The sequence below is a fragment of the Mesorhizobium sp. P3_A8 genome (genome assembly GCF_056402995.1).
In genome coordinates this window covers 24,336-45,906 of sequence record NZ_JBFUGI010000025.1, presented here as the reverse complement: position 1 = coordinate 45,906, position 21,571 = coordinate 24,336, and the positions used below count along the sequence as shown (strand labels likewise).

Below are 21,571 nucleotides of genomic sequence, written 5' to 3'. Positions count from 1 at the left end.
TGGCCAAGCCCCCCGGCATCGCCGAAGCAGTCGAATGGGCCAACGCCGCCACCATCCTCGAAAAGGGCGGCAGCCCGTGGCCCGAAGCCTTCCGCCGCGCCATCGGTGTGCTGATCAAGGATGAGGAGGATTTGTCCTATATCGCGCCGGAGCTTGGCCGGATTGTCGAGGAGGCGCTGGCGTGATGCGGGATCTTAGCGACCGCTTCTCCCCGTTCATTCCGCAACGCTGGCAGGACAGAGCGGGGCGACACAGAATGATGCGGGAAGAAAGCTTGCCCCGCGCCGCAGCCCCCCTGCTCGGCTTCGGCCGCCTGCTGCGCCGCTACGGCTTCGCCATCGCCCCCGAACAGGTCTCCGGCTTCATGCAGGCGGTGACCCTGCTCGGCCCCCGCTCAATGGCCGATATCCGCGAGGCCGCCCTTGCCACGCTGGCGCCACCCCCCGACCGCCGCGACGAATTCGAAGCGCATTTCCAGAGCCATTTCTATGGCAACACTTCAGCCGTAATCGAAGGCGACGCCGACGAAGAAACCCGCATCAAGGATAATGACGGCGCCGACGACGAGCGGATTGGAGTCGAGCACAGCCAGGAAGGCGGCGAGCTGTCCTCCGCCCTGGAGCAGTTGAGCACCCGCGATTTCCAGCGCGACGACGACAGGCTGACCGCCTTCCGCCGCAACCTCGCTTCCGCCCTGCCAGCCCGCCGCTCCTTCCGTACCGTGCGCACCCATTCGCGCGGCAAGCTCGATTTGCGCCGCTCGCTGCGCGAAATCGTCAGCGCCGATGGCGATGTCCCCTCGCCGCTGCTGCGCCGCCGCCAAACGGTGCCGCGCAAGCTGCTGCTGCTGATCGACGTCTCCGGCTCGATGAAACTGCATACAGCGGACTATCTCAAGCTGGCGCATGCCGCCGTGCAGGGCGCGGATCGCGCCGAGATCTTCACCTTCGGCACGCGGCTGACCCGCATCACCTCGGCACTGCGCATCCGCGACCGCGACCAGGCGCTGGCGCGCGCGGCCGCCCAGGTCGACGACTGGGACGGCGGCACCCGCATGGGACCGACGCTGCTGGCTTTCCTCTCCGTGCCGCGCTTTTCGTCCTTCGCGCGTGGCGCCGCGGTCGTCATCCTGTCCGATGCGCTGGAGCGCGGCGACCATGCCGAACTGGAGATGGCGATGCGCCGCCTGAGTGCCCGCGCCTTCCGGCTGTCACTGGCCACACCCTTGGCCGGCGACCCGCGTTTTCGCCCAGTGACGGCTGCTCTCCGCGCCATCCTGCCTGACCTGGACGATCTGGTCGACGGCTCGTCGCTCGCCGGCCTCACCGATTTCATCCTGTCGCTTGCCCACCCTGCCCCAGCGGCATCGACAATCTGGAAAAGGGTTTCGTGATGCAGAAAGCCATCGACGCGCATTTCCACATCTGGCGCCAACAGGACCAGCCCTGGCTGGTCGGGCCGATGGTGCCGCGCATCTTCGGCCCCTACGAGCCGATCCGCCGCGACTATCCGATCGGCGAATTCCTCAAAGACCAGAAAGGGTCAGGCGTCGAGAAGGCCGTCTATGTCCAGACCAACTGGGCCAAGGAGGATTTCGAGAAGGAAGTTGCCTTTCTGCAGAAGAACGCTGACGAGACCGGCTGGCCGCATGCCATCGTCGGCTATGCCGACATGACGGTGGACGATGTCAGGCCGCAGATCGACCGGCTGATGAAATACAAGCTGCTGCGCGGCGTGCGCATGCAACTTCATTGGCACGAGACGCCGGCCTTCCGCTTCGCCGCCTCTGCCGACCAGGTCATCGACCCCAAGGTGCGCGCCAATGTGGCGAGGTTGAAGGACTATGGCCTGTCCTTCGACCTGCAGCTCTTCCCTGCCCAGATGAAGGACGGACTAACGCTGGTCGGCGAAAACCCGCTAACCAACTTCATCCTCACCCATGCCGGCATGCTGACCGGCATGGAGCCGGAAACCACCGAAGCCTGGAAGGCCGGCCTGCGCACGCTGTCAGCCGCGCCCAATTTCTACGCCAAGCTGTCCGGTCTCGGCACCTTCGTCCACCGCAACGATCCTGCGCTGATCACCTATATCGTCGACAACGCGCTCGACATTCTGGGCGCGGACCATCTGATGTTCGGCTCGAACTTCCCGATCGAGAAATTGTGGACCAGCCACGCCGAGCTAATCAAGGCGCACCGCGATGCGGTGGCGAAGCACGGCGCGGCGGCCGAGGTCGATATTTTCTGGAACACGGCGGAGAAAGTTTATCGGCCGGTGTAACGCGCCGCCTCACTTCACCTCGAATTGCGGGTCGACCGGGATCTGCATCGCCGTCACCAGATGGTTGGTCTGGCCGGCCAGCCCGATGATCGACACCAGCTCGCCATGCTGCGCATCGCTCATGCCCTTGGCGCGCGCTGCGGCGGTATGCGAGTGGACGCAGTAGGAGCAGCCATTGGCGGTCGACACCGCGATGTAGATCATTTCCTTGGTCAGCGGATCGATGGCGCTATCCGCCACCATCACCGCCTTCAGCTGCTCCCACACCCGCTTCAGCGACGCCGGATCATTGGCCAGCCCACGCCAGAAATTGTTGACGAAGTCGGATTTGCGCGCCGCCCTGATATCGTCGAACACCGCCTTCACGGCCGGGATCTTTTCGACCTCGGCATCGCTCAGGAGTTTTGTGGTGGCCATGGCGTTTCCTTTCGTTTCGATCGATGAATTAGGTCGTTGAATCAGGTCTCAAACAAAGATGGCTAATCGGCTCTTCTGATTCAGTTTTCGCTGCAGATTAGCGCAGAACCGTGGAGGTTGGCCGAAGCACCTCACCTTCGTCATCCTAGGGCGAAGCAGGAGCGAAGCTCCGTCGCGGAGACCCTGGGATCCATTCCGTGACGTCTATCGGAGTGTGCAGCGGAGCAGAATTCTGTACCGTGCCAGCGCATCCGAGTCCCGGCATGGATCCTCGGGTCTGCGCCGCGTCGCTACGCTCCTTGCTCCGCCCGTGGATGACGAATTGACGAATGCCTCGGCTAATCTCCAGTGTTCGATCCAACGGTGCGATCATCCGCCTTGCCTCACCGGCCAGCAACCTAATGCACCGCGGCGTACATGATCTTCTCCTCCGTCGCCTCCGCCGGCGAGAATTCCTCAACGATACGCCCTTGCCGGCACACCAGAATCCGATCCGACAGGTTCATGATCTCCGGCAAGTAGGACGAGATAACCACCACGGCCAATCCCTCATCGGCCAGCCGGTTGATGATCTGGTGGATCTCGGCGATGGCGCCGACATCGACGCCGCGCGTCGGCTCGTCGAAGATGACGATGCGCGGTTGCTGCACCAGCCCCTTGCCGATCACCACCTTCTGCTGGTTGCCGCCGGACAGCTCGACGACGCGCGCATTGTCGTTGATCGTCTTGATGTTCAACGTCTTCGTCCACTCCGCCGACAGCTGCCGCATCTCCTGCTGGTTGATCACCCAGGCCTTTTCGCGCCCTGCCGCCAGCAGTCCGCCAAACAGGTTCTCGGCAATGCCCATCGTCTCGAAAATGCCCTCGCTCTTGCGGTCCTCGGTGACATAGACGATGCCGTCGGCAACAGCTTCACTCGGCACGAGATAGCGTACCGGTTTGTCGTCGAGCTCGATCGCGCCACCGCGCAAAAAGTCGCGCTTGTAGATGCCCGACACGATCTTGAAGGTCTCGGTGCGGCCGGAGCCGATCAGCCCGAACACGCCGGTGATCTGGCCCTCGAAGATCGAGAAGGAATTGTTGCGCACGACATTGCTCATCGAAATGTCCTGCACCGACAGCACCTTCTTGCCGGCCTTGCGCAGCTTGGCCTCGTCGCGCTGGCGGTAGATCTGGCCAGACAGTGTGCGCCCGACCATGGCGGCAACGATCTTGTCGCGGTCGAAGGCCGGCGTATCGTCGGTGATGACAAGCTCGCCGTCGCGCAAAATGGTGATGCGGTCGGCAATGGCAAGCGCCTCTTCCAGCGCGTGGCTGATGAAGACGATCGACACGCCGCTCGCCTTCAGCCGCCGGATAAGCGCGAAGAAGTGGCGCTTCTCCTCCGGCGTCAGCGTCGCCGTCGGCTCGTCGAAGATGATGATCTCGGCATTATGGTGCACCGCGCGCGCGATCTCGACCATCTGCCGCTTGGCCGCACCCAGCGTCGCCACCATGGCGTTCGGATCGACCGGGAAATTCAGCGACTGCAAGAACTGCTGTGCTGAAATATACGTGCCGCGCAGCCGGTTGAGGAATTTTTCAGTACCGAGATAGAGGTTCTGCGCCACCGTCATCGATGGCACCAGGCTGGTCTCCTGGAACACCATGGCAATGCCGGCTTCAAGGGCTGCATGCGGCGAGGCGTAAGCGATCTCCCGGCCCTTGTGGAACATCTTGCCCGAGGTGGCGTCGACGACACCGGCGATGATCTTGGTCAGCGTCGATTTGCCGGCGCCGTTCTCGCCGAGCAGCGCATGGATTTCGCCCTTGCGCAATTCGAAGCTGACATTCTTCACAGCGGGAACGCCGCGATAGTTCTTGGTGACATTCTCCAGGCGAACGATCGGTTCCATCAGAAACCTCCCGCGTCGACAGCCAGCACGCAATCACCGCCCTTGGAAGCGATGAACAACCGGCCGTTCTTTTCCGCCACGCTGCAGATGCCGTGGCGCGTGCCGTTGGCGCGGCTGTGCAGGCTGAATTGCGGCTGCATCTTCTGGTCGAGCCTTACCACCAGCCCATAGGAACGGCTCGGTGACCATGGCTTGTGGATGCCCATGGTTTTGATACCGCCGCATTGCAGCGGCTCGAGGAAGCTGCGGCTGGAGGCCAGCGCCGGCGCGATCCAGTAGGCCGGCGGCACCTGGTCGATCATGTCCTGCCGGTAGTGCGTCTCCTGCAGCACGAATTCGATCAGCCGGTTGCGCGGCGCGAACAAGGTTAGCCATGCCCCGCCATCGGCGGACGGCGCCAGCCGCGCGGGATAGCCGGGCAGATGCGTCAGCACCGTCTGGCGGTTGCCAGTCGCGCCATCGAAGCGGATGAGCTGATGGCGCCAGCTCTCGCTGACCAACACATCACCGCCGACCGGATGGAGCCCATAGGGAAAAGCGAGATCGCCGGCCACCTTGCGGAATTCGCCGCCTGCCGCGTCCCGTTTCCAAAGCGAACCGGACGCGCCTTTCTTCATCAGATCGGCGGCCCACTGCGATGGCGCATGCTCGGCCGAGCCATTGGCCAGCCACAGCGTGCCGTCCTCGGCATAGGCAAGTGCTGTGATGCAGCGGATTTTGGACGGCAGCGAAAACTCCTTGCCGGCGACCAGCAGCTTGCCGCTTTCGAGCGCCACCGTCAGTTCGCCCGACGGCGACAGCGCCAACGCGGTGACGGGAGATGGAAATGTCTCGACAACCTCGGGTGCCGCGCCAGCAGCAAGCGAATAGATGGTGTTGCCGCTGGAGGCGAGCAGCCGGTCACCGTCGGCCAGCAGATTGTCCGGCTCGCTCAACTCAGCGAAAGCTGGCGCATCATCCAGCCGCGTGTTGGGGCGGAAGGCGCCGTCGAGCGGCGGGATTGTCACCGCCTTGCCGCGAAACATGTCCAGGATCGGATCGAGGATCATGATTTCGCTCCCCAATAGGAAGCGGGGCTGGTCCAGCTCGGGTCGGCGCCTGATATCTTGTAGCGGCCGATGCGGTTGTTGAGGATGCCGCCAACGAAGAGAAAACCTTTGTGCTCGCGCATCGAGGTGACCATCGGATGCGCGCCGCCTGAGAGGTCGCCCATCGCCTCGACGATGCTGCCCTTCTCCGTAAATTTCACCACGCCGCCGGTGTTGATGTTGGGAAACAGCCACTCGTCCTGCGGCAGCCGGCGCGTCATGCGCTTGCGCATGTCGGGATGACGCAGCGACAGATCGAAGCTCGGCGTGCGCATACCGAGCCACGCCATCCAGTAATTGCCGTCCGAAGCACGGTTGATATTATCGGGATAGCCCGGCATGTCGCGGATGACGCATTCGGCTGTGCCGGCCTTCGGCCCTTCCAGCCAGTAGCGATGCACGCGGCAGGCCCAGCTTTCAGCGAAGAACAGCGACTTGCCGTCATGCGCCATGCACACACCATTGGTGTAGCGGTAGCCGTCAAGCAGCGTCTTCGTCGAGCCGTCCTTCGGGTCATAGACCAGCAGCCGGCCGGTGGCGCGGTTCTCGATCGAGTCCAGCGCCCAGTCATGGGCGTCATAGCGCTTCGTCGAGTCGGTGAAATAGATGCGGCCGTCGGGTGCGATGTCGCAGTCGTTGGGATCGCGTAGTCGCGCATCGTCGACGATCGAGGTCCAGGAGCGCGACGTCTCGGCCGACAGACGTTTTACGTCCCGATCCGGCGACACGGAATAGAGCCCCATGGCGCCGACGCAGCTGATGAGATTGCCTGACTTGTCGAAGGCCAGCCCCAGCGGGAAGCCGCCAATATGGGCAAACACTTCCGATTTGACGTAGTCCGGTGCGAAGAAGCGGACGATCTCGCCATGGCGCGTGCCGCAATACAGATGGTCGTCGCGGTCGAGGATGACGTCCTCCGGCCCTTCCAGCTCGCCAAGCCCGATATGGTCGGCGGCCGACAGCCGATTGTCGAGTTCGTAGGGCGTGCCGGAGCCCGGCACCGCCGACTGCGTCTCGCCCATCTTGAGATAGACCGGCGCGACATAGACCTCGTTCAACACCTTGTGGCGGTTCTTCAGCCAGCGGATGTCGATGGTCACCGCCACCGCCAGCATGATGCCGAGCACCATCTGGTTGGTGCCGGTGCCGTAGCCCAGCCGGATAAGCCCGTTGGTCATGGTCAAGACGATGATGGCGCCCATCAACCCCTTGATCACCGAACCGCGGCCGCCGCCCAGGCTGACGCCACCGACCACCGCTGCCGTCAGCGCCATGATTTCGAGGTTGAGGCCTGTGCCTGGCCCTGCCCCGCTCAGCCGGCAGGCGATGAGGAAGCCGCCGATCGAGGCGCAGAAACCGGAGAAGACATAGGTCATGAAGACGGTGCGGCGCACGCGAATGCCGGCATTGTGCGCCGAGCGCCGGGAACCACCAACCGCCAGCACGTGCCAGCCGGGCCGCGAGCGCGTCAGCGCGATATGGGTGACGATGGCCAGGATGATCGCCAGCCAGACCGAGACGGATAGCCCCCAGAACGTGCTGTCGCCGATGAAATCGAGCACATCCGAGGTGGCGGTCGAGAGCTGCACGTCGGCGGCATAGGTGGTGACCAGGATGTCGAACAGCGCCCGTCCGAAAATGAAGGTTACCAGCGTGGTGAGAAAGGCGCGCAGGCGGAGGTAACCGACGAGGTAGCCGTTGATGGCGCCGAAGATGAGACCGGTGGCGAGCGATGCGGCCATCGCCAGCCAGATCGACTGTTCGAGGATGAAGAAGACATAGACGGCGGAAAAGCAGGACAGCGCGAAGATCGAGCCGACCGAAAGGTCGATGCCGCCACCCAGCATCACCACGGTCATGCCGGTGACCACCATCGAGAACTCGCCGAGCTGGCGGGTCGATTCCTGCAGCGCGTTCAGCTTGAAGAAGCCCGGAATGACCGAGCCGAAGGTCGCCAATGTCACCACCAGCGCCAGGAACGGAATGGCGTTGTCGGTCCAGCGTTTGGTCAGGATCTCGCCGACCAGATGGTCGGGCACGAGATTGTAGCGCCAGGACTGGAGGCGTTCGCGAAAGGACATTGGCTGCCGCTGCTCAAGAGAAAGAGGTGGCCGAACTGATCCGGCCACCTCGTGGAGTCTACTCGACGGCGTGGCTTACTTCGCCGCCGCTTCGGCCTGCAGCGCCTTCAGGTCCCAGCAGCTGTCGGGCTTGAGGTCTGCCTTGGTCGTCGCCTTCTCCAGCGTGTAGATGTAGGTGTGCGAGGTGCCGGCCGGCTGGCCGCTCTGCAGCAGGAACTTGATGATGGCGTTCATGTCACCCGACTGGCGGGCAAGATCGGTCATGACGACCGCGCCATAGGTTCCATCGGCGAGCTTGTCGCAATCGGCGGCCTTCTCGCCGCCGCCGGTGGTGACCAGAAACACCTTGCCATCGAGCTTGGCGTCGCGGATCGCGGCGGATGCGCCGGTGGCGTCACCATCCCAGAAATCGATGATCGAGCAGATGTCCGGGTTCTGCTGCAGCATTGTCGTCGTCACGTTGCGCGAGGTCGTCGCGTCCCAGTTGGAGTCGGGCTTGGCCACCACTTTGAAGTCGGGATGCTTGTCTAGCACCTTCATGATGCCGGCATACTGATAGAGGCTCGACGAGTTCGCCTGGTCGCCCTGCACCAGTCCGATCTTCTTCGACGAGTTCTCGCCACAGCCCTTGATCGCCGCTTCGGCCTCGAGCTGGCCAAGCCGATCCCAGTCGCTGCCGACAAAGGCGTCGGCCGGGAAGTTGGCGGGATTGTCGACCAGGATCACATAGGTGCCGGCGGCCTGCGCCTTCTTCATCAGCTTGGAATAGGAGTTGAGGTCCGGCGCATGGATGATCAGCACGTCAGGCCTGGTGTCCGACGAGATCGCGTCGGTGATCGCCTGAGCGCCGGCATCGACCACCCAGTTCGGATCGCGCGTCTCGAACGTGCCGCCCCAGGCGTCTACTTCCTTCTTCAGATAGTGCGCCCATCCTTGCGCGAGGTCGAAGCCCATCGCCAGCGGCACCAGCATGACGCGCTTGCCCTTGAGCGCCTGCGCGTAGGCGGCCGGGCCGGGATCGTCGGCGGCGAAGGTCGGCGCCACGAAGGCGGTAACGGCGAGCGCCGTCGCGGCGGCCATAAGTGTCTTGATCAGTCTCATGTCACGTCCTCTGGTTCGGTTTTCATTGCCGGCCGATCGTCGCGATCGCACCGGGTACCCCGAGCAGATGGGCTAGCCCATCTGCTCTAAATGTCACCCTGTTGCGCGGTCTGTTCGTCACGCGGATTGATGATGCCGTCGACGATGATGGCGCCGAGCAGGATCGCCGCCTTGATCAGGTTCTGGTAGAGCAGCGGAATGTCGATGATGGTCATGGCGTTGAGCAGGATACCGATCAGAGCCGCCCCGACCAGCACATTGCGCACCCCGCCCCTGCCGCCCGACAGGCCGATGCCGCCGATCACCGCCACCAGCACGATGTCGTAGAGCAGCGTCGAGTTGACGATGCGGGTGTTGATCGAGTGCAGACTGGCCGCCGTCAGCAGGCCGGCGATAAGCGCCACGAAAGCCGATAGCACATAACGCAGCACCAGCATCGGCCGCACCGGAATGCCAATGTTGCGGGCCGCGACCGGATTGTCACCGGCGAAATAGATGTAGCGGCCCCATTTGGTGTAACGCAGGAAGAGGAAGAACAGGAAAGCCAGCCCGGCGAAAACGAACACCTCGATCGGAATGTCGAGAAAGCGCAGGCCGCCAAGCAGTTCGACCCAATGGCCCTGCGGCACCGGCACCGCATCCTGCGTGATCAGTTGCGAGCGGACATAGCCGAAGACGAAGGAGCCGGTAGCCAGCGTCACGAAAATCGCCGGCACGTCAGCATAGGCGACGAGAAAGCCGTTGAGCAGGCCGATGGCGAGCACGCCGGCCAGCACATAGGCGAAGGCAAGCCCGTCCGAAGTGCCGGTGTTGAGCAGTTGCAGATACCAGGCGACCGACATCGCCATGATGGCCACCGCCGACAGGTCGATGCCGCGGCCGATGATGACGACCGCCATGCCGAGCGCCAATATGCCCAGCACCGACACCGAGCGGACGATGGCAACGAGGTTGTTGGGGTCGATGAAGCCCGGCAGGCCAATGGCGGCGGCAACGAACAGCACCACCGCGATGGCAAAGACAATGCCTTCCTGATTCAGGCTCCTGAGATTTAGCCAGCCAATCGCGTTCATGTCTGCATTTGCCCCGATGGCAGCGCTGCCATCCCGAACGCAGAGCTAATCGCCTCGGCGCCAGTTCGTCAAATGAATCTGCGTTCAGAACGAGCCTTGGTGTCGATATTTGCCGAGTGGACGCATCGATTGCCAAAACTGGCGCAATGCGCGGAAACTCCTGTATTTTTTGGCAATCGATTGCGCCATCGCAGCCATTCGCGAAAGCGCTGTATCAAGGCGAAAGGATGAGGCGGAATTTATCTCCGCATCAAGCGAGGAAACTCGATTTCAATTCCGAGCTTCATGGCCGGAAACCTCTGCCCCGGCGGCGGGCGGCAACACCAGAAAACGCAGCGCCGCCACCAGCCCGATGGCGCCGATCACCAGAAAGGCGATTCGAAAATCCACGAGGTCGAGCGCCGGCTGCGCCCTGGCGATCTGCGACAGGTTGAGGATCGCCGCCGCGACCGCGACGCCAAACAGCATCGCCACCTGCTGCAGCATCGATGACAGCGTCGCCGCCGAGCTGCGCTGCGCCGCATCGATATCGGCGAAGGCCAGCGTGTTGAGCGCCGTGAACTGCATCGAGCGCGACAGGCCGGCGATCAGCATCAGCGCCACCACCAGCGCTTGCGGTGTCTGCGGCGAGATCGCTCCACAAGCCATGATCGAGGCCGAGGCAATGATGCCGTTGACCACCATCACCGAGCGAAAGCCGAAACGCCGCAGCGTTGGCGTCGTCACCGTCTTCATGCCGAGATTGCCGAGGAAATAGGCCAGGATCATCAAGCCGGCATCGACGGGCGAGAGGCCGAAGCCAACCTGGAACAAAAGGGGCAACAGGAACGGCGTGGCGTTGATCGCCACGCGGAAGATGGTGCCGGCGGCAAGCGTCGAGATGGCGAAGGTCAGTACCTTGAACGAGGAGAGATCAAGCAGCGGATACACCGCGCGGCTCAGATGCCTTATCGCCAGCCAGCCGATGACGATGCCCGCCACGATCAGCAGGACCGTCGCCAGCACGCCATCCTCAGGATGCGCGATGCGTTCCAAGCCATAGAGCAGCAGGGCAAGTCCCGCCGATGTCAGCACGAAACCCGGCCAGTCGAGCGGCTTGGGATCGGCTTCGCGATCGCCGGGGATGAAGCGCGCGACCAGCGCCAGCCCGATCAACCCAAGCGGGATGTTGATGAAGAAATTCCAGTGCCAGGACAGATAGGTGGTGATGAAACCGCCGAGCACCGGCCCGACCACCGGCGCGAACAGCGCCGGCCAGGTGATCAGCGCGGTGGCGTTGAGCAGCTCGGATTTCGAGGCGTTGCGCAGGACAAGAATGCGGCCGACCGGCGTCATCAGCGCACTGCCCAGCCCCTGCACGGCGCGAGCGGCGACAAATTGGGTCAGGTTTTGCGAAAAGCCGCAGGCGAGCGAGGCCAGCGTGAACAGCGCGATCGCCACGAGAAAGATGTTGCGCGCACCAAAGCGGTCGGCGAGCCAACCCGACAGCGGCACGAAGACCGCCATGGTCAGCATATAGACGGTGATGCCGATGCTCATCGCCACCGCCGGTACGCCGAAGGATTCACCCATCTGCGGCAACGAGGTCGAGATTATCGTCGAATCCAGCAGCTGCATGAAGAAGGCGATGGCGACGATCAGCGCCACGCGCCGCGCATTGGTGGCCGTTTCGGATAAGGCTTCAGTGTCGGGAATGGCAGTCATGACGGGTCCGGTTTGAACAGCATTTGCCCGGCTGCGTCCAGACACAGCGCAACAAACTTTCGTGTCGCGTCGCGGCCTGCTATGGGATGGAAGGGGCGACGGAGGAAAGTGTGCGCGTAAAATGAAGGCGATCTATATCGACTATCTCAATGCCCTCGACATCGAAGCGCTAGATATGACCGATGGCGAAATCATTGCCGCTGTCGAAGCAGGCCTTATCGCGCAGGGCAAGGGCCAGACGGTGATCGAGCCGCGCGTCCATCTCGAACCGGATCCTTCCTTCCATGGTCATTTCAATGTCCTGCGTGGCTATGTGGCGCCGCTCGACACGGCGGGCGTGAAAATCGTTGGCGACTATGTCGACAACTATCTGCATGGCCTGCCTTCGGAATTCGGCATCCTCAATCTGTTCGACCCACGCACCGGCATGCCGCGCGCCATTCTCGACGCCACCGTCATCACCGACATGCGCACAGGCGCCGTCACCGCCATCGGCGCCAAACATCTGGCGCGCAAGAATTCGAAGGTGCTCGCCCATATCGGCGCGCGCGGCACCGCCTACTGGAATGTGCGGCTGCTCGACCATCTCTTCGATTTCGACGAGATCCGCGTCCATTCGCGCCGCCCGGAAAGCCGCGACGGCTTTGCCGCCAAACTCTCCGCCGATCTCGGCAAGAAGATCACTGCGGTTGCCGACTGGGAGAGCTGCGTTAGGGGTGCCGACATCGTTGTCGAGGCCTCGCGCCTGCCGGAGCCACAGCCGCTGCTCAAGACCGAATGGATCAAGCCTGGTGCGCTGGTTGTGCCCTATGGCACGATGAGCGCGGTCGAGCTGTCGCTGACCGACATCATGCAGAAAATGGTCGTCGACGACTGGGGCCAGTGCAAGGGCGGCAAGTTCGGCTCGCTGCGCGCCCATGTCGAGACCGGACGGCTGAGTGAAAAGACGCTGCATGCCGAACTCGGCCAGATCGCCGCCGGCCTCAAGCCGGGACGGCAGAGCGACGACGAGACGATCCTGTTCTGGCATCGCGGCCTCTCGCTGTCCGATATTGCGCTGGGGAAGGCGATGCTGGCGAAGGCACAGTCGCAAGGCATCGGCCAAAGGCTGCGTTTCGCATGAGCGCGCTCGTCCTCACCGGTAGCAATGTCAGCATCGGCGATGTCGCCACCGTCGCCCGCGAGGCGCGCAAGGTGGAGATCGGACCCGATGTCATCGGCAGGCTGGAAAAGGCGCGCAAAGTGCTCGACCAGGCCGCCGCCTCCGGCCAGCAGATCTATGGCCTAAACACCGGGCTCGGCGCCAATCTCGGCACCTCCGTTGAAGGCGACGCCAGCGCCTTCCAGCGCCAGCTTCTGGAAGGTCGAAGCGGTGCCGTCGGCGAAGCCCTGCCGGTCGAAACTGTCCGCGCCACTATGCTTGCTCGCGCATCGATGCTGTCGGCCGGCGGCTCCGGCCTCTCTCCCGCCGTGTTTGTCGCCCTGGTCGATGCGCTCAATGCCGGCGTCCATCCGGTGATGCCGTCGCTAGGCTCGATCGGCGCCGGCGACCTCGTGCTAATGACCGCGCTTGCCCGTGTGCTGATCGGCGAAGGCGAAGCCGACTACCAGGGAAGACGCATGCCGGCGGTCAAGGCGCTGATGATGGCGCGCCTCGCCCCGATCAGCCTGGCGCCGAAGGACGGACTGTCGCTGATCAACGCCTCGGCGGTCTCCTCGGGCAGCGGCGCGCTTTGCGTTACGGATGCGCTGTCGGCGCTTACCCAGCAGCAGCAGGCCGGCGCGCTGACCATGGAAGGTTTCGGCGCCAACCGCACCATCCTCGATCCTCGCCTGCAGATGGCGCGGCCGGCCGCAGGACAGCAGGAGGCGGCGAAGGCGCTGCACGATCTGCTCGCCCGCGACGAGGCGCCGGCGCCGACCACTATTCAGGACCCGCTGTCGATCCGCTGCATGCCGTCGATCCATGGCGCGCTGATCGAGGCGATCGGCCAAGCAAAACGCGCCGTCGAGATCGAGCTCAACGCCGCCGCCGACAACCCTCTGGTACTGGGCGATGACGAACTGGTGCTGTCGACCGGCAATTTCCACACGGCCGCCCTTTCGCTCGCCTTCGAGACGCTCGGCCTGGCGATCGCGCAATGCGCCGCCGCCAGCGTCGCCCGCTTCATCCAGCTCAGCGGTTCGGGCCGCAACGGCCTGACCAGATATCTGTCGCCCATCGGTGGCGCGTCGGCCGGTTTCGTGCCGCTGCAGAAGACGGCGACATCGATCCTGGCCGCCATCCGCCACAAGGCTAATCCGGTGATGCTCGACTTCCTGCCCGTTTCGGAAGGCGTCGAGGACCACGCGACCCAGTCGCTCCTCGCCGTTTCGAAATGCACCGGAATGATCGCGCTGTGGCGGCGGCTGATCGCCTTCGAGCTGATGGCCGCCGCCCAGGCCGTCGACCTGCGTGAAGGATTGACGCTGGCACCACGCACCGGTGCGATCTATGCGGCGGTGCGCGCGCATGTATCGATGCTGAAGGACGACCGGCCGCTGGGGGCAGACGCCGAGGTGCTTCACGCCATGCTCGCCGATGGAACATGGCAAGGCGCTGCGAAGCTCGGCAAAGAACTGGAGTAATCAGCTCTTTGCGTCTACCTTTTTCAGGAACAGGCTGAGCTCGGTCGGGTCCATGTGCACGATGTGCCTGTCTTCTGGATAGGCGCCGCTGTTGACGTCGGCGACATATTCGGAAAATGCCGCCACCCGCTCGGCCTGCAGCCGGTCATACTCGGCGGCGAAGTTGCGATAGACCTTGGAGTGGCGCGGCATGTGGCCCCGGTTCTGGCCGAGAATGTCGTCGGCGAACAGATATTGCGCGTCGCAGCCGGTGCCCGCTCCCATCGACAGCATGATCAACGAGGTGCGCTCCGAGATCGCCTTGGCCACCTCGACCGGCACCACTTCGATCTCGGCGCCGATGGCGCCGGCCGCTTCCAGCTGCTTCACTGCCTCGAAGACCTGCAGGGCGGTGTCGGCGGTCTTGCCGACCGCCTTGAAGCCCCCGGTCCAGGTGGCGCGGGATGGAATGAGGCCGACATGGCCGATGACGGGGATAGCATCGTCGGCCATGCGCTTGATGGTGGCATAGCCGGCGCTGCAATAGACCGCGTCGGCGCTTGCCTTGTAGAGCCGGAAGGCCCAGCGGACGAAATCATCCGCCGTGCCGATCTCGAAGAAATTCTCGCCCGGCATGGTGAACAGGCTGGGCGCGGCATCGCGGTATTGCGGGTTGAGCACCAGTTCGGGCGGTACCGAGACGATATCGACCCCTGCCCGCTCGGCGGCCTCCGCCTCGTCCAGGTTGAGCACGCGCAGCATGGTCAGCTGGCGCTTGCCCTTCATCGCGCGCAGATCGGCGACGGTCGGTCTCTTTCGGCTCATGAAAACGTCCCTCTGTGCTTACTTGACGCGGTGCCGGATCGGTCGCCACGTTTTCAGATCTGGATCATGACCTTACCGGCCTCGATCTTCACCGGATAGGTCGCGAGATTGACGCAGACCGGTGCGCCCTTGGCCTGGCCGGTCTTGTAGTTGAAGCGGCCATTGTGCTTCGGGCATTCGATGATGTCGTCCATCACCAGCCCGTCGGCCAGGTGCGCCTTCTCATGCGTGCAGAAACCGTCGGTGGCGAAGAACGCGTCATCCGGCGAGCGGTAGACCGCAAAGCTGCGTCCGCCATGATCGAAGCGGATGACGTCCTCTTCCTCGACGTCATCCACCGCGCACGCTTCAACCCAATCGGCCATCTCGTTCTCCTCAGGAAATTCGCGACCGCTATTCGGCCGCCGCCGACATATCGACCGCGTGGAACTCGCCGCGATAAGGCCTGGCCGTCGGCGGCAATTCGCGCTTGAGGTAGTAATCCTCGTATTTCAGCTGCCGGAGCAGAACCGGCCAGACCTCGCGATAGGCATGCCACATTGACGGGTTCGGCTCGGGCAGATCGTGCTTGATCAGTTCATGCAGCCTGGGCAGCGCATGGTACGGCACCATCGGGAACATGTGGTGCTCGACATGATAATTCATGTTCCAGTAGATGAACCGGCTGATCGGGTTCATGTAGACGGTGCGGGTGTTGAGCCGGTGGTCGATGACATTGTCGGCAAGTCCGATATGCTGCAGCAGGCCGGTCGTCACCATGTGCCAGGTGCCGTAAAGGCGCGGCAGGCCGATCAGCACCAGCGGTATCCATGACCTCAGCGCGATCGCAAGCGCGATCGTCGCGACATAGATGGCGACGTGCCAGCGGGCGACGACCACGGCCTTGTGCTGTTCCATCTCCGGGATGTAGCTCTTCTCGTCCTCCGACAGCGTGCCGAAGGCCTGGCGCACCAGCGTCGGCAGCGAATAGCGGAAATCGAGAATGCCGGTGAAGGCCAGCCCCGCCTTCAACAGGTCCGGCGGCCGCATGACGGCGATCTCGGCGTCGCGGCCGACGATGATGGTGTCGGTGTGGTGACGGGCATGGCTCCAGCGCCATTGCACGGGATTGCGCATCAGCATGAAGGAGGCGATGTGGTAGACGACATCGTTCATCCAGCGCGTGCGGAAGGCCGTGCCGTGGCCGCATTCGTGCCAGCGCGAGTCGCTCGACGAGCCGTAGAGCAAGCCATAGACGAACAGGAACGGCACCACCCACCAAGTACCCCAGAACCAGACGATGCCGGCGGCGGAGCCCACGATGACGGCGAGCCAAATGATGGTGTCGCGGATCGCCGGACCGTCGGAGCGCTGCATCAGCTCCTTCATCGCCTTGCGCGGCACGTCGGTGTGGTACCACTCGGCCGAGGCCAGGCCGGTCTCGATCGCGGCCCGCGTGCTTTCGCCGACCAGGCTGTAGTCGCGCTTGTTGCCCATCACACCGACCTCCGGTTTCCGGCCCGCCAGCCGGAGCATTCCTGTCGCATCATGCCCCCAATCTCGCAAAATTGCCTGACGGGCTGGGATAATCCTGCTGCGGCTGCCTGGCGATCGCGGCGATCCTGTCTTCCGCCGCCGCAATCTCGCCGGCGCCATCGAGGACGCGAAACGCCGCATCGTAGGCCCGGCTTTCGCCATGCTCCAGCCAGATCATCTCGCCGCGCTCACGCGCCGCCAGATCGCCGAGGACATGATGGGTCGAGGGCTCTATGCCCAGCGCATACTGCCCGGCCTGGAAATTCTGCCATTGATAGGCGCAAGGCAGCTGATCCTTGCGCGTCACCACTTCGAAGCCAAGGCCGAGCCGGTCGTTGACCACCGCCACTGGCACCTCCCCCTTTTCGTCAGCGCCCATCTCATGCTGCCAGACCTGCTCGCTGAACCCCAGCTGCGGCGCCGGCACGGTGCGGTAGCCGACCTTCTGCGCCTCGTAGCGCTCGCCGGCATGGCCGGCCCACACCACGTCGCGGATCGGCGCCAGATAGCGCGAGCCCTGGTCGAGCAAGGGATGGCTGACATTGACGTGGTAGAAATACATATGCGGCGTGCGGTTGAAGCCGTGGTTGACGACACGGTCGGAAAGCCGGATCTCGTTGCCGCCAACATCGGCCTCGATGCGGCGGATAAGATGCAGATCCTCACCGAACACCGCCGACTGCTGGACGATGCCTTCCGCCCACAGCACGCAGCGGTCGCCATCCCAGCTCTCGCCATAGCCGGTCAGCCGCGCCGGGATGGTGCCGACGCGGCCGTGCAGCGAATGGGTGACGGTTTTCTTGCCGGGGTAGTTGTAGCTTTCGGCCGGCACGTCTTCGCGGCCCAATATGTGGTCGAGTCCGCAAGTGACGAGCAGGCCGGAAAAGGAGCGTGCCCAGGCGAGCCCGCTCTCCCCCTCATAATCATGCAGGCCCGGATGGCGAAAGCCGCTCGGCGAATGCCAGCCGATCGCCTGGCCCTTGAAGTCACAGTCAGCGATATCAAGCGCCCGGTCGACCAGCGCGGTGAAGCGCAGGCCCGAGCCGGTGCGGAACTCCAGCATACGGATGCCGCGCTCGACGCCGTCGCCAAGCGTCATCAGCCGCACGCCCGCGAATTGCGACAGCATGCCGGAGCGCTCGGCCACTTGCCTTCGCGACAGCGTCTTGCCGTAAAGCTCTACCATGCGACGCCCTTCACTTTGCCCTCGCCTCCTTCAGCAGGGCCGACATGTCGGCGCCGGTGATGATGCTTTCCACGGTCAAGAGGTCAGTGTCGGCGACGATCTGTTCGGCGACGATCTCGCCGCGGCGCATGACGATGATGCGGTCGGCGACCTGGAAGACGTGATGGATGTTGTGGGTAATGAGCAGCACCGAATGGCCGGCGTCGCGCACCTCCTTGACGAAGCGCAGCACGCCATGGGTTTCCTCGACGCCGAGATTGTTGGTCGGCTCGTCGAGGATGATCACCTTGGCGGCGAACTGCATGGCGCGCGAAATGGCGATCGACTGGCGTTCGCCGCCCGACAGCGTCGAGACCAGCGCATCGGCGTCGAGCTTTTTCGAGATGCCGACGCGCTTGAGCAGTTCCGAGGCGGCCTTGCGCAATTTCGCCAGATCCAGCGGCGCGAAGACGCCGAGCCAGCCGAAATTGACCGGCTCACGGCCGAGGAAAAGGTTGCGGGCGATGCTGAGATCCGGCGCCAGCGACGTGTCCTGGTGGATGGTCTCGATGCCGAGGTCCATCGCATCGCGGGTCGAGCGGATCGAGACCTTTTCGCCGCGCACGAAGATATCGCCACGATCGACCGGGAATACGCCCGAGATCGCCTTGATCAGCGTCGATTTGCCGGCTCCATTGTCGCCAAGCAGCGCCACCACCTCGCCTTCCCGCAGTGTCAGCGAGGCATTCTTCAGCGCACGCACGCTGCCGAAGGATTTTTGCAGATTCTGCAACCGCAGCACTTCCATCGTCAGCTCCTTGCGGCGTTCTTCTGCAGCAGAGCGTGCAGGATGAGCATGGCGAGGATGATGAGGCCGACGAAGATGTTGTAGGCGAGCCCCGGCACGCCGATCAGCACGATGCCGTTGCGGATGGCGCGCAGCATCAGCGCGCCGACGATGGTGCCGAGGATGGTGCCGCGCCCGCCGGTCAGCGCGGTGCCGCCGACCACCACCATGGCGATCACTTCGAGCTCGTAGCCGGTGCCAGCCACCGGTGAGGCGGCGGAGATGCGGAAGGCGCTGATCATGCCGGCGAGCCCGGCCAGCACCGAGGTCGCGATGAACAGCCAGATCTTGACGGCGTCGGCCGGCACGCCGCGCGCCACCGCTGCGTTGCGATTGCTGCCGATGGCGCTGATCCAGTTGCCGAGCTTGGCGTAGCGCAGGATGTAGATGGCAAACAACGACAGGCCGACGAACCACCACAGCGAGGTGTAGAAACGGAATGAGCCGATGTTGAAGCTGCCGGCGAGCAGCGTCACGAAGAAGCCGGGCTGGTCCCAGGATTTCAGCGGAAACCCTTGCGTGATGTAGAGCGCCGCGCCGCGCACGACGAGCAGCATCGACAGCGTCACCAGGAAGGACGAGATGCCGATCTTGGTGACGATCAGCCCGTTGATCGCGCCGATCGCTATGCAGAGCAGGAGCCCTGCCAGAAGGGCGACGCCGATATCCCAGCCGCCGTTCTGAACCAAAAGCATCACCAGCACCGGCGCCAGTCCGAACACAGCGCCGACGGACAGGTCGAATTCGCCCGCCGTCAAAAGCAGCGTCATGCCGAGCGCGATGATGCCGAGCTCGGGCAGGAACGCCATCATGTTGGAGATGTTGAGCGGCGACAGGAAATTGCGGTCAGCGATTGCAAACACCGCAAGCAGGACAATGAGGATGACGAGCGAGGAGAATTGCGGCGAGCGTATCAGGCTCGATCCGCGTTTCCCGACAGGCATTTCGTCTTCTGCGGCGATCGTCATGACTGTTTGAACCATGCTTTGAAAATGGCGCCCGCCGCTTTCGCAGCGGGCGCTGCTTTTCTCACTTCTTGTCGTAGAGCTTCAGGATCGGGTCGACGCTCGAGGCGTCGTAGAGACCGAAAGTGTGGATGTCGTAGCCGATCGGTTCGCCCGAGGCGGCGAGGCCGAGTAACGCCACCGGCATGAAGCCTTGCGCTGAGGGATACTGCCAGGCGGCGGCGTTGACGAAGCCATCCTTGACGGCCTGCGCCGTCTCCTTGGAATTGCCCCAGCCGACGACCGGGATTTTGCCGGCCGCAACGCCCGCGCCGTCGAAGACACGCTTGACACTGGCCGCGACGGAATCGCCGAGCGCGATGATCGCCGGCGGATTGTTGGCGACCATATAGTCGGTCATCTTGGCGATGATGCCGGCCGGATCGGTGCCGCAATCGACCACGTCATACTTGATCCCCAACGGATCGAACACGCTGGCGATGCCTTCGGTTTCCAGCTGCTGATAGCTGGCGCCGGGAACCTCCACCGGCAGGAACACCTTGTCGCCCTGCTTCACCATCTTGTGGTCGACTAGGTACTTCGCCCAGATGACGCCCGCTTCCTTGAGGTCGGCGCCGACATAGGCCTGGCGTCCCGTCGCCGGATCATCGGTGTTGAAGAACACGATCGGAATGCCGGCCGCCTTGGCCGCCTTAACCTCCTCGGTCCACAGGCCCGGCTGCGCCGACGTGGTGGCGATGCCGTCAGGCTTGGCGGCAAGGGCCGAGTTGAAGGCCTCCTTCTGGGCCGCCATGTCGCCGCCGCTGAAGGAGATCTTGCAGGTCACCTTGAGCTGGTCGCAGGCCTTGGTCGCGCCGGCATTCCAGTCGATCCAGAACGCGTCCGACGGGCCGCCATGCGACAGCAGATAGAAGGTCTTCTGGCCATCCTGCGCCTGTGCGGCCGAACCAAGCGCGACGCCGGCAAGCACCGTCGCCGCGGCCGCCAATTTCAATGCGAATTTCAACATTCTTTCCTCCCTTGTTTGGAGCCGCACCGCCGCAAACCGGCAGCGCGGAGTGATCATCACAGGCCGTTGGCGCGGAACTTCCCGTCAAGGAATGTCTTGGCGCGCGGCACGTCGTCTTCCGACAGATGCTCGATGATGACCGGGATGTTCGGATGCTTCTCAGCCAGCCGCTTGAGGTAGAGATCATAGTTCAGCGAGCCGAGACCCGGCGCCGGCAGCTCGATCTCGCCAACGCCACGGAACGTATGGCTCTCCAGCGCATCCTCGTCGCCAATATCGGCGTGCTTCTCCGACTTGTCGCCACCCGAGCGCTTGACGTCCTTGGCGTGCGCAATCCTGATCTTGTCGGTCAGCGTGTCGAACACCTGGTTGAGGATCTGGTCCATCTTGTCGATGTTGTGGGTCTCGAAATAGTTGGTCGGGTCCATCAGCAGGCCGAGCCCGGGATGGTCGACCTGCGCGAACATCTTGACCGTCTCCTCGACCGAGCCGACGACGTTGTTGACATAGGTTTCGAGCAGGAACACAGCGCCGTGGTCGTAGGCTGTCTGCGCAAGGTCGGCGATCACCTTGCGGCATTCCTCAAAACCTTCCTCGGTCTTGTTCTTGGGGTGATGCACCCAGTCGGATTCGGTGTTGTAGGTGCCGGTTTCCGAGATCACGTAAGGCGAGCCGAAATGGCGGGCGTTGCGGATGATCTCCTTGAGATAGCCGACGCGCTTGTCGCGCTCGGCCTTGTCGGGATGGATGATGTTGGTGTAGCCCGACACGCAGCAGACGGGCAGATTGTGGTCGCGGAAGACGTCGCGCACCTTCTTCGCCTTATCCTTGGTGATCTGCCCGGCCGACAGGTCGACATCCTTGAAGTGGAGATCGAGCTGCACCGTGTTGAACCCGAGGCCGCGGATTTTTTTCGCCGTCTCTTCGAGGCCGTACGGGAAGTAGCCCGTGAAAATACCTGCCTGCATCATGGTGTGAATTCCTCCCTGTAAGCGATTC

19 protein-coding genes and 1 pseudogene are annotated in these 21,571 nt (G+C 63.5%); 5 read left to right on the top strand and 15 right to left on the bottom strand.

Going from position 1 to position 21,571, the window contains the following annotated elements:
• The 3 genes and pseudogenes from AC1DX4_RS34295 to AC1DX4_RS34285 all read left to right on the top strand — a co-directional run.
• A pseudogene (locus tag AC1DX4_RS34295) lies at positions 1-185 on the top strand (AAA family ATPase); the annotation flags it as partial.
• A 71-nt stretch (positions 186-256) separates the two neighbouring features.
• Positions 257-1,393: a vWA domain-containing protein gene (locus AC1DX4_RS34290; protein ID WP_477224547.1), complete on the top strand. Its 1,137-nt coding sequence runs from the start codon at positions 257-259 to the stop codon at positions 1,391-1,393.
• Positions 1,393-2,280, top strand: coding sequence for an amidohydrolase family protein (locus AC1DX4_RS34285; protein ID WP_477224549.1), 888 nt, complete (start codon positions 1,393-1,395; stop codon positions 2,278-2,280). The genes AC1DX4_RS34290 and AC1DX4_RS34285 overlap by 1 nt, the downstream gene beginning before the upstream one ends.
• Positions 2,281-2,289: 9 nt before the next feature.
• Here the strand turns inward: AC1DX4_RS34285 and AC1DX4_RS34280 are convergent, their stop codons facing one another.
• From AC1DX4_RS34280 to AC1DX4_RS34250, 7 genes are all read right to left on the bottom strand, one after another.
• Positions 2,290-2,697, bottom strand: coding sequence for a carboxymuconolactone decarboxylase family protein (locus AC1DX4_RS34280; protein WP_477224546.1), 408 nt, complete (start codon positions 2,695-2,697; stop codon positions 2,290-2,292).
• Positions 2,698-3,095: 398 nt separating this feature from the next.
• Positions 3,096-4,592, bottom strand: coding sequence for a sugar ABC transporter ATP-binding protein (locus AC1DX4_RS34275; RefSeq protein WP_477224545.1), 1,497 nt, complete (start codon positions 4,590-4,592; stop codon positions 3,096-3,098).
• Positions 4,592-5,641 (bottom strand): SMP-30/gluconolactonase/LRE family protein, encoded by a 1,050-nt coding sequence (locus AC1DX4_RS34270; protein ID WP_477224544.1) that lies wholly within the window; start codon positions 5,639-5,641, stop codon positions 4,592-4,594. Before AC1DX4_RS34270 ends, AC1DX4_RS34275 begins: the two co-directional genes overlap by 1 nt.
• Complete coding sequence (locus AC1DX4_RS34265; RefSeq protein WP_477224543.1) at positions 5,638-7,761, bottom strand: ABC transporter permease; 2,124 nt, start codon at positions 7,759-7,761, stop codon at positions 5,638-5,640. Before AC1DX4_RS34265 ends, AC1DX4_RS34270 begins: the two co-directional genes overlap by 4 nt.
• A 75-nt stretch (positions 7,762-7,836) precedes the next feature.
• Positions 7,837-8,862, bottom strand: a complete 1,026-nt coding sequence (locus AC1DX4_RS34260; RefSeq protein WP_477224542.1) for a sugar ABC transporter substrate-binding protein — start codon at positions 8,860-8,862, stop codon at positions 7,837-7,839.
• Positions 8,863-8,948: 86 nt separating this feature from the next.
• A complete protein-coding gene (locus AC1DX4_RS34255; RefSeq protein ID WP_140892781.1) occupies positions 8,949-9,935 on the bottom strand; it encodes an ABC transporter permease in 987 nt (328 codons plus the stop codon).
• Positions 9,936-10,205: 270 nt separating this feature from the next.
• Entirely contained in the window at positions 10,206-11,639 is a 1,434-nt protein-coding gene (locus tag AC1DX4_RS34250) for a DHA2 family efflux MFS transporter permease subunit (protein WP_477224541.1), read from the bottom strand.
• Positions 11,640-11,760: 121 nt separating this feature from the next.
• On the opposite strand from AC1DX4_RS34250, the gene AC1DX4_RS34245 reads away from it, so the two are divergent.
• Together AC1DX4_RS34245 and AC1DX4_RS34240 are read left to right on the top strand one after the other, a co-directional pair.
• A complete protein-coding gene (locus tag AC1DX4_RS34245; RefSeq protein WP_477224540.1) occupies positions 11,761-12,762 on the top strand; it encodes an ornithine cyclodeaminase family protein in 1,002 nt (333 codons plus the stop codon).
• The gene (locus AC1DX4_RS34240) at positions 12,759-14,267 is read left to right on the top strand and encodes an HAL/PAL/TAL family ammonia-lyase (protein WP_477224539.1); all 1,509 of its coding nucleotides are present in this window, start codon (positions 12,759-12,761) and stop codon (positions 14,265-14,267) included. The genes AC1DX4_RS34245 and AC1DX4_RS34240 overlap by 4 nt, the downstream gene beginning before the upstream one ends.
• On the opposite strand, the gene AC1DX4_RS34235 is transcribed toward AC1DX4_RS34240, so the two are convergent.
• The 8 genes from AC1DX4_RS34235 to AC1DX4_RS34200 form a co-directional block, all read right to left on the bottom strand.
• A complete protein-coding gene (locus tag AC1DX4_RS34235) occupies positions 14,268-15,071 on the bottom strand; it encodes a 3-methyl-2-oxobutanoate hydroxymethyltransferase (RefSeq protein WP_477224538.1) in 804 nt (267 codons plus the stop codon). It abuts the gene before it with no gap.
• Positions 15,072-15,124: 53 nt separating this feature from the next.
• Positions 15,125-15,436, bottom strand: coding sequence for a MocE family 2Fe-2S type ferredoxin (locus AC1DX4_RS34230; RefSeq protein ID WP_477224537.1), 312 nt, complete (start codon positions 15,434-15,436; stop codon positions 15,125-15,127).
• 28 nt (positions 15,437-15,464) lie between these two features.
• Positions 15,465-16,547 (bottom strand): fatty acid desaturase family protein, encoded by a 1,083-nt coding sequence (locus AC1DX4_RS34225; protein WP_477224536.1) that lies wholly within the window; start codon positions 16,545-16,547, stop codon positions 15,465-15,467.
• A gap of 49 nt (positions 16,548-16,596) precedes the next feature.
• On the bottom strand, positions 16,597-17,772 hold the full coding sequence (locus AC1DX4_RS34220; protein ID WP_477224535.1) for an aldose 1-epimerase family protein: 1,176 nt from the start codon (positions 17,770-17,772) through the stop codon (positions 16,597-16,599).
• 10 nt (positions 17,773-17,782) lie between these two features.
• Positions 17,783-18,565 (bottom strand): ATP-binding cassette domain-containing protein, encoded by a 783-nt coding sequence (locus AC1DX4_RS34215; protein WP_477224548.1) that lies wholly within the window; start codon positions 18,563-18,565, stop codon positions 17,783-17,785.
• Positions 18,562-19,566: an ABC transporter permease gene (locus AC1DX4_RS34210; protein ID WP_477224534.1), complete on the bottom strand. Its 1,005-nt coding sequence runs from the start codon at positions 19,564-19,566 to the stop codon at positions 18,562-18,564. Before AC1DX4_RS34210 ends, AC1DX4_RS34215 begins: the two co-directional genes overlap by 4 nt.
• Before the next feature lie 61 nt (positions 19,567-19,627).
• A complete protein-coding gene (locus AC1DX4_RS34205; RefSeq protein ID WP_477224533.1) occupies positions 19,628-20,572 on the bottom strand; it encodes a sugar ABC transporter substrate-binding protein in 945 nt (314 codons plus the stop codon).
• 56 nt (positions 20,573-20,628) lie between these two features.
• Positions 20,629-21,543 carry a sugar phosphate isomerase/epimerase family protein gene (locus AC1DX4_RS34200; RefSeq protein ID WP_477224532.1) on the bottom strand — a complete coding sequence of 305 codons (915 nt, stop codon included), beginning with the start codon at positions 21,541-21,543 and terminating at the stop codon, positions 20,629-20,631.
• Positions 21,544-21,571 lie beyond the last annotated feature (28 nt).